10 protein-coding genes and 1 tRNA gene are annotated in these 15,043 nt (G+C 67.7%); 6 read left to right on the top strand and 5 right to left on the bottom strand.

The genetic code is table 11. From position 1 onward, the window contains the following. The first annotated feature begins 16 nt into the window (after window positions 1–16). From ACZ7OU_RS07230 to ACZ7OU_RS07220, 3 genes are all read left to right on the top strand, one after another. On the top strand, window positions 17–2,230 hold the full coding sequence (locus ACZ7OU_RS07230) for a (Fe-S)-binding protein (protein WP_470240307.1): 2,214 nt from the start codon (window positions 17–19) through the stop codon (window positions 2,228–2,230). 315 nt (window positions 2,231–2,545) lie between these two features. Next, window positions 2,546–3,019, top strand: a complete 474-nt coding sequence (locus tag ACZ7OU_RS07225) for a DUF742 domain-containing protein (protein ID WP_470240306.1) — start codon at window positions 2,546–2,548, stop codon at window positions 3,017–3,019. A 17-nt stretch (window positions 3,020–3,036) separates the two neighbouring features. Then, window positions 3,037–4,041, top strand: coding sequence for a cation diffusion facilitator family transporter (locus tag ACZ7OU_RS07220; RefSeq protein WP_470254510.1), 1,005 nt, complete (start codon window positions 3,037–3,039; stop codon window positions 4,039–4,041). Window position 4,042: 1 nt separating this feature from the next. Here ACZ7OU_RS07220 and ACZ7OU_RS07215 read toward each other — a convergent pair whose 3' ends face one another. The 3 genes from ACZ7OU_RS07215 to ACZ7OU_RS07205 all read right to left on the bottom strand — a co-directional run bounded on the left by ACZ7OU_RS07215 (window position 4,043) and on the right by ACZ7OU_RS07205 (window position 9,883). Next, the gene (locus ACZ7OU_RS07215) at window positions 4,043–4,732 is read right to left on the bottom strand and encodes a CAP domain-containing protein (protein WP_470254509.1); all 690 of its coding nucleotides are present in this window, start codon (window positions 4,730–4,732) and stop codon (window positions 4,043–4,045) included. 155 nt (window positions 4,733–4,887) lie between these two features. Continuing rightward, the gene (locus ACZ7OU_RS07210) at window positions 4,888–9,306 is read right to left on the bottom strand and encodes a DUF7507 domain-containing protein (protein WP_470254508.1); all 4,419 of its coding nucleotides are present in this window, start codon (window positions 9,304–9,306) and stop codon (window positions 4,888–4,890) included. Between the two features lie 106 nt (window positions 9,307–9,412). Continuing rightward, window positions 9,413–9,883 (bottom strand): MarR family transcriptional regulator, encoded by a 471-nt coding sequence (locus ACZ7OU_RS07205; RefSeq protein ID WP_470240303.1) that lies wholly within the window; start codon window positions 9,881–9,883, stop codon window positions 9,413–9,415. A 73-nt stretch (window positions 9,884–9,956) separates the two neighbouring features. Here ACZ7OU_RS07205 and ACZ7OU_RS07200 point away from each other — a divergent pair, with 73 nt between their 5' ends. Next, the gene (locus ACZ7OU_RS07200) at window positions 9,957–11,153 is read left to right on the top strand and encodes an FAD-dependent oxidoreductase (protein ID WP_470254507.1); all 1,197 of its coding nucleotides are present in this window, start codon (window positions 9,957–9,959) and stop codon (window positions 11,151–11,153) included. Here ACZ7OU_RS07200 and dcd read toward each other — a convergent pair. Then, window positions 11,150–11,731: a dCTP deaminase gene (dcd, locus tag ACZ7OU_RS07195; protein ID WP_329053741.1), complete on the bottom strand. Its 582-nt coding sequence runs from the start codon at window positions 11,729–11,731 to the stop codon at window positions 11,150–11,152. The genes ACZ7OU_RS07200 and dcd overlap by 4 nt on opposite strands. A 23-nt stretch (window positions 11,732–11,754) precedes the next feature. Then, window positions 11,755–12,948: an oxygenase MpaB family protein gene (locus ACZ7OU_RS07190; protein WP_470254506.1), complete on the bottom strand. Its 1,194-nt coding sequence runs from the start codon at window positions 12,946–12,948 to the stop codon at window positions 11,755–11,757. 109 nt (window positions 12,949–13,057) lie between these two features. On the opposite strand from ACZ7OU_RS07190, the gene ACZ7OU_RS07185 reads away from it, so the two are divergent. Continuing rightward, window positions 13,058–13,128 (top strand) — tRNA-Gly (locus tag ACZ7OU_RS07185). Between the two features lie 179 nt (window positions 13,129–13,307). After that, complete coding sequence (locus ACZ7OU_RS07180) at window positions 13,308–15,041, top strand: GmrSD restriction endonuclease domain-containing protein (RefSeq protein WP_470254505.1); 1,734 nt, start codon at window positions 13,308–13,310, stop codon at window positions 15,039–15,041. Window positions 15,042–15,043: the final 2 nt, after the last annotated feature.

Raw genomic sequence — 15,043 nt, 5'->3', positions numbered from 1 at the left:
GAAAGGCACCCGAACGATGGGCGCTCTGCAACTGACGCTCGGCGGGATCTCGGTCCTGCTCGGCGTCGTCGCCTGGGGAATGTTCGCCGCGACGATCGCCCGTTTCGTGCGGGTGATCCGCCTCGGGCAGCCCGACTCGACGCGCAACGGTCCCTTCATGCCGCGCATGAAGACCTTGGTCAAGGAGTTCGCCGCGCACACGCGGATGAACCGCAAGCGCAGCGTCGGTCCCGCGCACTGGCTCGTCATGTGGGGCTTCCTGCTCGGCTCGCTCGCCCTGTTCGAGGCCTACGGCGAGGTCTTCGTCCCGAGCTGGGGCTGGCCGATCCTCGACGACTTCCCGCCGTTCCAGCTGCTAATGGAGCTGCTCGGCCTCGGCACCATCGTCGGCATCCTGGTGCTGATGGCGATCCGCCAGCGCAACCACCCGCGCCGCGCCGACCGCCAGTCGCGCTTCCAGGGCTCCAACTTCAAGTGGGCGTACTTCATCGAGGCCGTCGTCCTGGTCGAGGGCATCGGCATCATCGGCGTCCGCGCCGCGAAGGCCGCGCTCGGCGCGCACGAGACGCCGACCTGGGCCGCTTTCGTCTCGAACCCGCTCGGCGAGCTGCTGCCGGCCAGCCCGAACCTGGTCACGGTGTTCGCGTTCGTCAAGCTGATGAGCGCCACGGTCTGGCTGATCGTCGTCGCGCGCACGATGACCATGGGCATCGCCTGGCACCGCTTCAGCGCGTTCTTCAACATCTACTTCAAGCGCGAAGCCGACGGCGGCGTCGCCCTCGGCGCGCTCAAGCCGATGATGAGCGGCGGCAAGGTCCTCGACCTCGAGGAAGCCGACCCGGACGAGGACACCTTCGGCGTCGGCAAGATCGAGGACTTCAGCTGGAAGGGCTGGCTGGACTTCTCGACGTGCACCGAGTGCGGCCGCTGCCAGGAGCAGTGCCCCGCGTGGAACACCGGCAAGCCGCTGTCGCCGAAGCTGCTGATCACGCAGCTGCGTGACCACGCCTACGCGAAGGCGCCGTACCTGATGGCCGGCGGCAAGCGCGACATGGCGGGCGACGAAGTGGGCTTGTCCGGGGACAACATGTACGCCGGCATCGACGTCCTCGCGATCGCCGAGTCCCAGAAGGCCCTGATCGGCGACGACGGCGGTGTCATCGACCCCGACGTCCTCTGGTCGTGCACCAGCTGCGGCGCCTGCGTCGAGCAGTGCCCGGTCGACATCGAGCACGTCGACCACATCGTCGACATGCGCCGCTACCAGGTGATGATCGAGTCGTCGTTCCCCAGCGAGCTGAACGGCATGTTCAAGAACCTGGAGAACAAGGGCAACCCGTGGGGCCAGAACGCCAAGGACCGGCTGGCCTGGACCGAGGACCTGGACTTCGAGGTCCCGGTGTTCGACGGCGAGATGGGCGACGCCGAGTACCTGTTCTGGGTCGGTTGCGCCGGCGCGTTCGAGGACCGCGCGAAGAAGACGACGCGCGCGGTCGCCGAGCTGCTCCACATGGCCGACGTGAAGTACAAGGTGCTCGGCTCGGAGGAGTCCTGCACCGGTGACCCGGCCCGCCGCGCGGGCAACGAGTTCCTGTTCCAGATGCTCGCCCAGCAGAACGTCGAGGTCCTGAACTCGGTGTTCGAGGGACGTGAGCGCAAGGCGCGCAAGGTCGTCGTGACCTGCGCGCACTGCTTCAACACCCTCGCCAACGAGTACCCGGAGCTGGGCGGCCAGTTCGACGTCGTGCACCACACGCAGCTGCTGAACCGCCTGGTTCGCGAGAAGCAGCTGGTGCCGGTGGCGCCGGTCGCCGAGGACGTCACCTACCACGACCCGTGCTACCTCGGCCGTCACAACAAGGTCTACGAGGCGCCGCGCGAGCTCGTCGGCGCGACCGGCGCACGGCTGCGCGAGATGCCTCGGCACGGCGACAAGTCGATGTGCTGCGGCGCGGGCGGCGCGCGGATGTGGATGGAAGAGAAGATCGGCAAGCGGATCAACGTCGAGCGCGTCGACGAGGCGCTCGGCACCGCGCCGTCGAAGATCGCGACGGGCTGCCCGTTCTGCAAGGTGATGCTGAACGACGGCCTCACCGCGCGGCAGGCCGACGGCGCCGCGAGCGAGAAGGTCGAGATCGTCGACGTCGCGCAGATGCTGCTCGAAGCCGTCAAGCGCAAGCCGGAGCCGAAGCCGATCGCACTCGGAGCGCCGTCACTCGCAGAAGAGTGACACAGATCGAAAATGTGCACGGCCCCGGTCAGGACTTCCTGGCCGGGGCCGTTTTCTTTGCGGAAAACGCGTTATTCACGCATTTCCGTAGCCGCCGAGCTACCCGTTGTCACGGATCTTCACGTCCACTAGCTGGGATTTTGTCACGGCAATCGATTTCCCGAATAATGTTCATGATATTCACCGAAATGGCCCATCAGGCCAACAAGAAACCTTGGCCAAAAGCCCAGTGGTCCGGCGTATCCTGGCCTTTCCTCGCCGCCACCGCTGCCAGCGAGGCCACTTCGACTATCACGGAATCAGGGGGCAGCGAGGATGGGCGAGGACCCGCGGACCACAGCGGCTGGACGCGGGGACGATCGGCACCCCTCCTCCGGCCGCCACGCGCTCCGCAGCGAGGAACCCTTCGAACAGCGCCGGACCGGCGAACCCATCGGCTACGTTCCCGTCCAGCGGACGCTCGTGCGCCCGTACGTCCTCACGCGCGGCCGGACGCAGTCGCGGCGGCACCTGGCGATCGAGGCCATGGTCTCGACGCGGGCCGGCGCGCACTGGAACGGCGCCCGGCTGACCGGCGAGTTCCGCTCGGTGCGCACGCTGTGCCACCACCCGCGCTCGGTCGCCGAGGTCGCGGCCAGGCTCAGCGTGCCGCTCGGCGTCGCCCGCGTGCTCCTCGACGACATGGCCGAGCAGGGCCTGATCACGATCCACGACAACCGCGTGAACACCGACGGCCGACCGGCCGCGGCGCTCATGGAACGCGTGCTGCACGGCCTGCGTCGCCTCTGACCATTACGCTCACCAAGGTGAGCGAGGAACCCGAAAAGCCCGGTGGCGAAAGCACGCTGACCGTCCTGCTGGCCGGCGGGGTGAACCTGGCGATCGCGATCATGAAGCTGATCGCGGGCATCATCACCGGCTCGGGCGCGATGCTCTCCGAAGCGGCCCACTCGGTGGCCGACACGTTCACCGAAGTCCTGCTGCTGACGGCGTTGAAACGTTCCGACCGCCCGGCCGACCGCGTGCACCCCTTCGGCTACGGCAAGGAGCGCTACTTCTGGTCGCTGCTCGCCGCCGTGTCGATCTTCGCGTCGGGCTCGATGTTCGCCCTCTACGAAGGCGTTTCGACGCTCTTCGGCCACGGCGAAGCGCAGAGCACGTCGATCCTCAGCTACATCGTCCTGGCGGTGGCCTTCCTGCTCGAAGGCACGTCGTGGGTGCAAGCCGTGCGCCAGGTCGTCCGCGAGTCGAAGGCCGAAAACCGGACGATCTGGGCGTACCTCCGCATGATCGACGACCCGACCCCGAAGACCGTGCTCTTCGAGGACTCCGCCGCGCTGATCGGCCTGCTGGTCGCGTTCGCCGGCATCGGCCTGCACCAGCTCACCGGCTCGGAGGTCTGGGACGGCGTCGCGTCGATCGTCATCGGCGTGCTGCTCGCCTGCGTCGCCTACCTGCTCGGGCGCACGAACCGCGGCCTGCTCATCGGCCGCCAGGCCAACCCGGAGATCGTCCGCGGCGTCCGCGACCACCTGTCCGCCGCGCCGGAGATCGAGGCCGTCGTGGACCTGCAGACGATGCTGATGGGCACCGACCAGGTCCTCGTCTGCACCCGCGTCGACTTCGACGACTCGCTCGGCGCCGCGGACCTCGAACGCGCCTGCGTCCGGATCGCGGCCGAGCTGACCGAGTCCTTCAACGACGTCACCGAGGTGTTCATCGAGCCGGTGCCGCGGACGGATCCCGAGCTGCGGGCGACCGTGCTGGCCCGCTACGGCGACATCGCGGAGCGGTGGAACAACCCGGCTTAGCTCAGTACCCGAAGTCCTGGACCCAGTAGTTGCCCGCCTTGGTGAACCCGACGCCGATCTTCGTCAGCGAGCAGTTCAGGATGTTCGCGCGGTGGCCCTCGGAGTTCATCCAGGCGTCCATGACCTGCGCCGCCGACGTCTGCCCCTTCGCGATGTTCTCCGCGCCCGGCTTCGAGTAGCCGGCGTTCTTGATGCGCACGTCGAACGTGACGCCTTCGGGGTTGGTGTGGGCGAAGAAGTTCCGGGCCGACATGTCGTCGCTGTAGTCCTGCGCGGCCTCGGTCAGGTGCGACTCCGCGGTCAGCGCCTTGCAGCCCGCCTGCGCACGCTCGTCGTTGACGAGGGAGACGACCTGGTCGACGGTCGAGGACGCGACGCGGGCCGCGGCTTTGGTGGTCGGCGGCGGGGCCGGTTCCGACGTCGTCGGCTTCGGGGCTTCGGAGGTCTCGGTCGGCGTCGGTGCCGCGCTGGACGTCGTCGGCGCGGGGGCGCCGGTCGTGGCCTGCTTCGGGGTCGGGGACTGCCCACCGGCGAGGTCCGTGCCGCTGCCGCCCCCGGCACCGCCCGGCGCATCGGGCAGCACCAAGGCCGCGGCGCCGAGTTCGGCCGTGTTTCCTTCCGCGGTGGCCATCCAGGTGCCTGTCGCGGCGGAGAAAACGCCGAGCAGCACACTGAGTGACACCATCACCACGCGACCACGTTCACCAATGGGGGACACGGCGCGAGAACGTATCACGGAACGATTACACCGAGAACCCTACGAACGCACTGGTCACATTTCTTGCGCCGGGCATTCGACGACCGACCGGGAACCGGCGGCAATCGGACGCTCCGGCGTTACTCCATTCAGCCGCTTCGGACTTTGAAGGTCGCGTCGCCGGACGCGCTCACCGGGCGGCCGGTCGGGTCCTGGCCGGTGACGGTCGCCTTGCCCGTGAAGCCTTCCCCACCTGCGACAGTCGTGCAGGTGTAGGTGATTTCGGCGTCCGCGGCCAGTACCGGCGTGGTGCGCGCGCACGACGTCGTGTGGTCGTCCACGACGGACACGGCGGTGAGCGGCACGTCACCGGTGTTTTTGACCAGGATCGAAAACGTGACGGTGTCGCCTTGGCGGACTTCGAACGGCGTCGCGTCCTTCATGAGCGCGATCTCGGGGTGGACTATGTCGACTTTCGCTTCGGCTTTTGCTTGCACGGAGCGATTGGTCGAGTCCATTCCCGTCACTTCGGCCGTGGTGGTGAAGTCGTCGTCCGGCGCTTTTCGAGTGCAGGTGTAGATCCGCTTTTCGCCGGCCGCCAGTGCGGCGAACTTCTTGGCGCACGGATCGTCGTCCACAACGGACACGCTGGTCAGCGGCACGTCACCGGTGTTGGTGACGCTGATCGTGAACGTGACGTCGTCGCCCGCGCGGACCGTGCCCGGCGTCGCTTCTTGGGCGATCTTCACGGCCGGGTGGATGACATCGACCTCGTCGGCGTCCTCGGCGGTGACCGGCGGGCCGGTCGGGGCCGTGGCCACGACCTTCGCCTTGCTCACGACGTCGTCCTGCGGCGCGGTCGTGGCGCAGTCGAACTTCTGGTTCGCGCCGGCTTCGAGCCGGTCGAAGGCCTTCACACAGGGCTCGCTGACCTTCACGTCGGTCAACGGGACGTCGCCCGTGTTCGTGACGGTGAGGGTGAACGGCACGGCGTCGCCCTGGCGGAAGGGACCCCGCACGTTCTGCGTGATCTCGAGGGCGGGGTGCAGGACGGTGTAGGCCGCGTCGTCGGTCGCGCCGACCTGGCGGTTCGTCGGATCGGTGCCAGTCGCGGTGGCGGAGCTCACAAAACTGTCGGTGCCGGCGTTTACCGTGCAGGAGTGGTGCTGGAGAGCGCCGGGAGGGAGGGTGCCGATGGAGTGAGCGCACGCCGGAGTGCGACTGTCCGCAATGGACACGTCGGTCAGCGGGACATCGCCGGTGTTCATGACGACGAGGGTGAACGTGACGGTGTCGCCTTGCCGAACCCGCGCGGGCGTCGCGTCGTCCGTGATGGTGACCGCCGGGTGGATGACATCGACCGGTTCCCCGGCGGTGGCGGTCACGGGACGGTTCGTGGCGTCGGTGCCGGTGACCTTCGCGGTGGCGGTGAAGTCGGCTTCGCCGGCGACTTGAGTGCAGCTGTAGTTCTGCGTGGCTCGCGGTTCGAGTGAACCCAGGGGTTTGGCGCATGCCGGTGCGCCGGGATCGGCCACGGAGACGTCGTGCAGCACGCTGTCGCCGGTGTTGGTGACGGTGATCGTCGAGGTCACGGTGTCGCCGGAGCGGACGACTCGCGGGTCGACGGTCCTGGTGACCGCGATGGCCGGGTGGATGACGTCGGCGGTGGCCTGGGCGTTCGCGGTGACCGCGGGGCCGGTGGGCGGAGTGCCGGTGACCTGGACGGCGGCGGTGACGTCGTCAGCCGGCGCGGTGAGGGTGCAGCCGAAGTCTCGGGTGCCTCCGGGTTCGAGGGCGCCGTCGAGGGCTTGCGCACAGCCCGTGGCTCGCGCCTGCGGGCCGGTGGCCGGGGTGCTCGTGGCCCGGCTGCCGGGCGTCTGCGAGTCCGTGACGCGCAGGGCGGTCAGGGGCACGTCACCCGTGTTGTGCACGGTGATCCGCAGCGGCACGGCGTCGCCCTCGCGGAACGGTCCGCCGGTGACCGCCGCGGTGATCGTCACGCCGGGGTGCTGCACGGTGAACGCGGCTTCCGCGCTCGCCGTCACCGGCCGGGCCGTCGGGTCGACACCCGTCACCGCCGGCTTGTTCGTGAAGCCGGTGGCGCCCGCGACCGTCGTACACCTGTACGCCGAAGTCGCCTGCGGCTGAAGCGTCCCGAGCGACTTCGCGCACTCCGCGACCTGGTCGTCCGCGACCGTCACGCCGGTCAGCGGCACGTCGCCCGTGTTGGTGGCGGTGATCGTCCACGTCACCTTGTCGCCTTCGCGGACCGCGGCGGGCGAAGCCTGCGCGGCGAGCGCCACCCCCGGGTGGATCACGTCGACCACGGCGTCGTCGGTGACCTTCACCGTGCGGCCGAGCTGGTCCTTGCCCGACGCGGCCGCCGTGTTGGTGAAGTCGTCCGGTGGGGCCGGTGCCGTGCAGGTGTACGTCTGCCTTGCCCGCGGCGGCAACGCGCCGATCGTCCTGGCGCACGCCGGCGTGCGGTCGTCGGTGACGGCGACCTCGGTCAGCGGCGCGTCGCCGGCGTTGGCGACCGTGATCGTGAACATGATCGGGTCGCCGGCGCGGACGACTCCGGGTGCGGCGTCCTTCGTGAGCGTCAGGGCCGGCGTGATCACCGTGACGGTCGCCGACGCAATGGCGGCCACCGGCTGCCCCGCGAGGTCGGTGCCGGCGGCGGTCACGTGCGACGTCGTCGTGGTGGACGGGTTCGCCGTGCACGTGTACGTCCGTGTCGCGCCCGCGGCCAGGCCGTCGAACGTGCGCGAGCACGACGTCGTCGTGTCGTCGGTGAGCTTCACCGGTGCGAGCGGGCTGTCGCCGGTGTTCGTGACCGCGACGGTGAACGTCACGGCGTCGCCGGCGTGGATCACCGGCGGGTCGGCGGTCTTGGTGACCTCGACGGCGGGCGCGATCGTCGGCGCGGGCGCGTCCGCGGAGGCCGTGATCTGCTTGCCGAGCTCGTCGGTGGCGGCGGCGGTCGCGGTGTTGACGCCGTCGGCGATCGGGGCCTTCGCCGTGCACGTCGTCGTGCGGTTTTCGCCGGGCGCGAGAGCCCCGGTGACGGCGCACGAAGGCACCTTCGGGTCGTTGACCAGCAGGCCGGAAAGCCCGGTGTCGCCGGTGTTCGTGACCTTGATCGCGAAGGTCGCGGTGTCGCCGGCGCGGTAGGCGGGCTTTTCGGCGGTCTTCGTCATGCCCAAGGACGGGTGCACGACGTCGACGGCGGCGGTCGCGGCGCCGTCGAGCGCGTCGCCGAGTGCGCTCGTGCCGGTCGCCTTCACCGCGTTGGTGAAGTCGTCGGCCGGGGCGGGGCCGGTGCACTCGTACGTGACCGTCTGACCTGGGGCGAGCGTGCCGAGAGGCTTGGCGCAGGCCGGAAAGGTCTCGTCGGCGGCCTGCACCCCGGACGCCGCGATGCCGCCCGGGTTGGTGACGGCGACGGCGAACGTCACGGGCTCGCCGGCGTGCGCCTTCGGCCGCGTCGCGCGCAGGGCGACCTGGAGTTCGGGCACCGGCACGGAAAACGCCATGTTCTGCGCGAGATAGCTGTCCCCGCTGGTGACGAAGCCGAGCTTCGCGCTCGTCGCGCCCGCGGGGATGCTGTCGACGTCGAACGCCTTCGCGTCCACGCTGAAGTTGTTCTTCACCCCCGGCGCGGCCGCGTTGTCGGCGTTGGAGATGAAGAAGTTCGACGTCCCGCCGGTCGCGGGCTCGGCGGCCGGGGTGCCGTCGACGAGCAACTGGTCGCCGGAGCCACCCCAGTCGCCGTCGTAGGCGGTGACGCCGATGTGCGCGTCGGCGGCCGCCGCGCGGAAGCCGGTGATCGTCGTTTCCGTGGGGACGTCCGAGGCCTGGCGGACGTGTCCGTCGTAGACGACAACCTTGCGCTTGTTCGGCGCGAAGTCGGGGTTGCGGGACGGGTACGCGTAGACCAGGGCGATCGACCAGCCGCCGGCGCAGTCGAAACCCCGAGGGGCCCAGACGTTGCCGACGGTCACGTCGAGCGCGGCGCCGGTCGGCGCGGCCGCGAACTGGCTGGTCACGTCGGCGTGGGCGGAGTAATAGGGGCCGTCTTCGGCGAAAGCCGACGGCTTGACGTCGACGGACTTCGCGCTGCCCACCGAAAGCCGCACGTTCTGCGTCGCGGGGTTCCCCGGCGGCGGAACAGCGGGAACGCCCTCGCGGAAGCCGCACGTCGTCCCCGTCGTGTTGCCCGCCCAGTTCAGGCGGGCGAAGACGATCCGGGCACCGGGCGGGATGCGGACGGACGCGCTCGCGGAGTCGAACGTGCCCGGGTCGGCGTCGACGTCGGCCCACTGCATGAAGAAGTCGTCGTTGACCAGGGTGTCCTTGCGGTCCGCGGTGTTCGCGCACGCCGCGGGGGTGTCGACCGCGCCGGCGGCCGGCGCGTGGTCGGCGGCGACCGGGCAGCGCAGGACGCCGTTGCCCGCGTACAGGAAGTCGCCGTAGACGACGTCGTCGTAGCCCACCGCGAAGGGCGGGGCGCCCGCCGCGCCGGCCGACGGCGTCAGCGCCGCGGCCAGTAAGACCAGTGCCAGCACGAGAACTAGGCGAAGCGGTCTATCGGACAACCGCATTCCGCGCTACCTCCGGGGCCTGGACGACCTTTCGGAGCCTGGCACGAGCGAGCCCTTCGCGCCTCTACCTTCACCCGTCCGTGGCGCCGGTCAGCTTCGCCGTCGATTCGTGGGTGAGGGCGGTGGCCCCCTCGACGAACCCGATCACCGTGCGGAGCTCGTCGTCGGTGTAGCGGTCGCACAACTCGTACATGCGCTTGACGAGGTTGTCCCAGAGGTGCACGCCGCTCGCGATGGCCTGTTCGTCCAGCGCGATGAGGACGCGACGGCGGTCGTCCGGGTGCGGGCGGCGGTCGACGATGCCCTTGCGTTCCAGCCGGTCGATCATCGCGGTCACCGACGCGGGCGCCAGGCCGGAGAGCCGCGCGAGGTCCTTCGGCGTCTGCGGCCCGAACCGCGCGAGGTAGTCCAAGACCTTGCTGTCGACCGCCGACAGCCCCCGCGTCTCGGAGATCGCGGTGTGGAACATGACCGTCTCCGTCGACAGCTCCCGCGACCTGAGCAGGACTTCTTCGACCAGTTGCGCTCGCTCGCTTGACACGGGCCCCAGCCTAGCCCACTCTTTAGTTCGACAGAACGAATTAGTTTCTAAGAGATTCGAGGGGACGAACGAGATGACCAAGGCACTGATCATCGGAGGCGGCATCGCAGGCACGATCACGGCCATCGCCCTGCACGAAGCCGGGCACGAACCCGTGTTGTTCGAGGCGTACGACCGGGGCGCGGAGGGCGTCGGCGCGTTCCTCACCCTGGCGGTGAACGGCCTGGACGCGCTGCTGCCGCTGGGCCTCAAGGACGTCGTCAAGAGCACCGGCTTCGACTCGCCGCGCATGTCGATCGGGCTCGGCAACGGCACCCGGCTGACCGAATTCACCCTCGGCGGCACGCTGCCGGACGGCACGGTGAGCCAGACCGTGCTGCGCTCCGACCTCTACGTCGCCCTGCGCGACGAGGCCGCCCGGCGCGGGATCCACGCCGAGTACGGCAAACGCCTGATCGGCGCGAGCCAGACGTCTTCGCAGGTCAGAGCGGACTTCTCGGACGGCTCACACGCAACCGGCGACCTGCTGGTCGGCGCCGACGGGCTCCGTTCGCGCGTCCGCACGATCATCGACCCGGACGCGCCGGCGCCGCGGTACGTGCCGCTGCTCAACACCGGCGGGTTCGCCGAAGGCCTGACCCTGCCGGACGAGCCGGGCGTGCTGAACATGGTGTTCGGCAAGCGGGTGTTCTTCTGCCACGTCGTCAGCCCGGTCGACGGGCGCGTCTGGTGGTTCGCGAACCCGGCCCGCAAGACCGAGCCGACCACGTCCGAACTGGCGAGCTTGGCGGGCGAGAAACTGCGCGCCGAGCTGCTGCACCTGGTGGCGCCCGACCGGACGCCGGCGGCGGACATCATCCGCGCGACCCGCGAGGTCTACCCGGCGTGGCCGACGTTCGACTTCCCCACGGTCCCGGTCTGGCACCGCGGCCGCATGGTGATCATCGGCGACGCGGCGCACGCGACGTCACCGGCGGCGGGCCAGGGCGCGTCGATGGCCATCGAAGACGCCGTCACGCTGGGCAAGTGCCTGCGCGACGTGCCGGACGTCGCGCGGGCATTGGCCACCTACGAGGGTCTGCGGCGCGAGCGCGTCGAAGCCGTCGTCGCGGCGGGAAAGCGCAACGGCGACCAGAAGGTGATCGGCCCGGTCGGGCGCGTCATCCGCGACTTCTTCATCAAGCGGGTGTTCTCGAAGCCGTTCGACGAGGACCCGAACGCCTTCATGTGGAATCACCGCATCGACTGGAACGAGAAGATCTCCGCCTAGCGCCAGGTGTCGACGCGGTGGAAGTTCTTGTACGCCCGGCTCGGGGTCGGGCCGCGCTGCCCCTGGTAGCGGGACCCGGCCTCACTCGAGCCGTACGGGAACTCGGCCGCGCTGGAGAGCCGGAAGATGCACAGCTGGCCGATCTTCATGCCCGGCCAGAGCGTGATCGGCAGGTTCGCGACGTTCGACAGTTCCAGGGTGATGTGCCCGGAGAAGCCCGGGTCGATGAACCCGGCGGTCGAGTGCGTGAGCAGCCCGAGCCGGCCGAGCGACGACTTGCCTTCGAGGCGGCCGGCGAGGTCGTCGGCCAGGGTGACGAGCTCGAACGTCGAGCCGAGGACGAACTCACCCGGGTGCAGCACGAAGGGCTCGTCGCCCTCCTTTTCGACCAGGGAGGTCAGGTCGTCCTGCTGCAGCTGCGGGTCGATGTGGGTGTACTTGCTGTTGTTGAAGACGCGGAAGTACCGGTCAAGCCGGACATCGACGCTCGACGGCTGAACCATGCCGGCGTCGAAGGGGTCGATGCCGAGCCGGCCGGCGTCGAGCTCTTTGCGGAGGTCACGGTCACTGAGCAGCACGGGCGGAAGCCTATCCGGTGGGATCAGGCGGCCCGCATGTGCTGCGCGTAGGTCGTGTCCGGCGCGAAGATCTTCTCGAGCCGCTTCACGTACCCGCGGCGCCCGGCCTTGCCGATCCGTTCCTGCAGCGCGGTGGCCCCGGGGATGAACCGCCGCACGGTCTCGGCGGCGAAGTTGACCCCCGCCACGGCGACGATCGCGGCCTGCGCGACGGGGTCGTTCGGCAGCCCGAGGAAGTCGGCATTGGTCTTCCCGAGCACGAGCCGGCTGATCGACGAGTGCACGGCGACGGAGACGTGCGAGAGCACCTTCCCGACAGGCCCGCGCCCCTCACCGACGGCGGCGTTGGCCTCGACCAGCGCCTTGGCGAGCCGCTTCGAGTCGTCGTCCGGGATGAACTCGGTGGCGGCGAGCAGCCAGAGCAGCCGCCAGGCGTCCTCTTCGGACGTGGGCAGCAACTCGTCGTCGACACCCATGAGCCACCCGATGTAGCGCCAGAGGTGCAGGATGTCGCCGCGCTCGCGCGCGGAGTAGCGGAGGCCGAGCAGCTGCGTTCCGAAGACGTAGACGAGGGAGAAGAGCAGGAGGGTGCCGGCGGTCTGGACCTGGTTGACGGGCCGGTCCCAGGCGTCGTAGTCCCAGTCGTCCCGCCGGTTCATGGCGGCGCGCACGTGGGCGTGCACGAGCCGGATCCGCAGCGCGGAGGCGTAGCCCTGCTCACCGTGCTTGAGGGCACCGGGGGTCGTGACGTCGATCCACCAGGTGGCGGTCTCGACGAGCCGCCGCGTGGCCTGGTATTCGATCTCCCCGGTCCCGACCAGCGCTTTCGTGGCGCGCGACGCGAGGTAGCCGCCCATGAGCGACATGTCACCGAGAGGGAAGAGGCCGAGCAGGCCGGCCCGGGTGATGGCCCTGGCGCCACGCTCGAGCCGCTCGTCATCGACCCAGTAGGGCTTGGCGTCGACCTCGTCGAAGAAGGCCTTGAGCGGCCCTTCCTCTTTGACGCCGTCCTTGAGGGCATCCTCGAACAGCCTGCGTCCCTGCCCTTTCGGTTGCCGCGCCATCCAGGCGACGACGTCGTCGGCCCGCCGGTCCTGGACCTGAGCGAACTCCCGCAGCCGCGCGACCTGCCGCTCGTCACCCCGGATGTCCCCGGCGACGAACAGTCGTTGGGCCAGCCGGAACCCACCGTGCCGGAACAGCTCAGGATCGTCCACGGCGCTCACCTCCAAGGTCGACAACAAGTGTTGTCACTTGAAGCGCTAACGTCAAGGAGGGAGGGTCTGGACACGGGGATCACGCCGCCGTGTATGCTTGCGACGCACTGCGGATGTAGTTCAATGGTAGAACATCAGCTTCCCAAGCTGAATACGCGGGTTCGATTCCCGTCATCCGCTCATAGAGCACGTTGTACACATCTCAGAAGAGGTGTTCCCGAAGTTCCGGGAACACCTCTTCTTCACATCTAGGGCGGCCCATCAGTAACAAGCGGCAGCTCCCACACGATTCAGCAGAGTGTTATCGCGTCCGAGGCTCACTGGACGCGTCTCGCCGACGCTGACGAGGAGCGACCAGCTTGACCTCCGCATACGCCGCAGATCCCGTGTTCGACGCGAACGCGAAGCAGATTAGCTACCTACTACAGCGGATCTTCAACCAGGAGGTCGCACTGCCAGATTTCCAGCGGGACTTCGTGTGGGACAAAATGAGCACACTAGAGCTCCTTAGAACGATCATGTCACGATATCCAGCTGGATCACTGCTCTTCTGGAAGCAAGGCGACTCCAGTGCCAGCTTCGCCGCGCGCGCGGTCGAAGGCGCTCCAGAGCTTCCCACGGAGAAGCGCCCAGACGAACTGGTTCTGGACGGTCAGCAACGCCTGACCGCGCTCTACCGAGTTCTCATGGGAACCTCGGATGATCGTTACTTCATCCGATTCCAATCTTTCCTCTCGGAGCACGGCGGCGTGCTGCCCGTAGACGAGGTCGAGTGGGAGAATGCGATCTTCGCCGTTGATCGTTCATCCAAGCTCGGCTACGATGTCGACTCCCTAGATTGGCAATTCAAAGAAGGAGCCTTCCCCTTCAACAATCTGGACCAATTCGACGAATGGCTCGACAATTACGCATCAACCATCGTCGCCCGACCATCAGACGAAGGGGGCATAAAGAAACAGCTCCGCGCAGTTCGCGACGCTTACCTTGTTCCGCTCAAGAGCTACGGTTTTCCGGTTATCACACTCCCGGCATCAACCCCCTTAGAGGCCGTGTGCAATATCTTTGAGACCCTTAACAAGACCGGTAAACCGCTGGGCGCATTCGATCTACTGACAGCGCAGCTTTATCCGAAAAAAGTCAATCTCAGAGATCTCTGGGACGAGGCTAGAGACAATCACTCCATTCTCGGCGAGTTCGACGTCGAACCCTACGCGATTCTGCAGGCGGTGTGCCTACGCGCACGCGGTTCCGCTCAACGATCCGACGTGCTGAACAAACTCAAGGCATCTGACATTAACGAACACTGGAGTCCAGTGGTCTCGGGATTTGCAGGCGTCCTCGACTTGATGCAGAGTGAATACGGCGTACTTGGCAAACGTTGGTTGCCATACGGCATGCTCGTCGTTCCAATGGCAGCATCTTGGCCTGAGGTCAAGGCGTTAAAGACCCTTGAAAGAGGAGAAGCCCTCGAACGCCTCAGTCGATACTTCTGGTGTACGACATTCACCGCGAACTTTGATCAAGGTGCGAACAGTCAGGCCGGCGCCGACTACGCGAAGCTACGAAATTGGCTTATCAATCCGCACGACGAGGCACCCGAAGCCGTAGCACGCTTCTCGCTCAGCGAATCCCAGCTCAGGCTCGCGACAGTCCGACGTAAAGCCCTACATGCCGGCGTCATGGCGCTAACCATCCGGGCTGGCGCCAAGGACTTCCACACCGCCCAAAAACTGACTGTCAGCAAAGTTCAGGAACGCAAGGTTGACTCGCACCACGTGTTTCCCAAAGGCTACTTGAACAACGCGACGCTAAGTGAGTTGATTCTCAATCGTGCACTAATAGACAGCGAGACGAACCGAGTTATCGGAAAGAAGGCACCCAGTGCCTATCTCGACCTTATGCGCATCACCTACGGAGCCCAGAAACTTGAAGACGTCCTCGATTCTCACTTGATCGCAGCTGGCCAAGAATCAGCGATCGAGCAGAACGACTACGACAAATTCATAGCAGAACGGCTGGCCTCAATCATCGTCCTGATTCAGGAGGTGACTTGGGACAAGGTGACGATGGACCTGAGTGGACCTATAGCGTAACG

The organism is Amycolatopsis sp. NPDC114505, assembly GCF_055633615.1.
This window is presented reverse-complemented; position numbering and strand designations above follow the sequence as displayed.

Coding starts and splice junctions, on each gene's coding strand:
- ACZ7OU_RS07230 (WP_470240307.1), top strand. CDS start 17: ATGGGCGCTCTGCAACTGACGCTCGGCGGGATCTCGGTCCTGCTCGGC.
- ACZ7OU_RS07225 (WP_470240306.1), top strand. CDS start 2,546: ATGGGCGAGGACCCGCGGACCACAGCGGCTGGACGCGGGGACGATCGG.
- ACZ7OU_RS07200 (WP_470254507.1), top strand. CDS start 9,957: ATGACCAAGGCACTGATCATCGGAGGCGGCATCGCAGGCACGATCACG.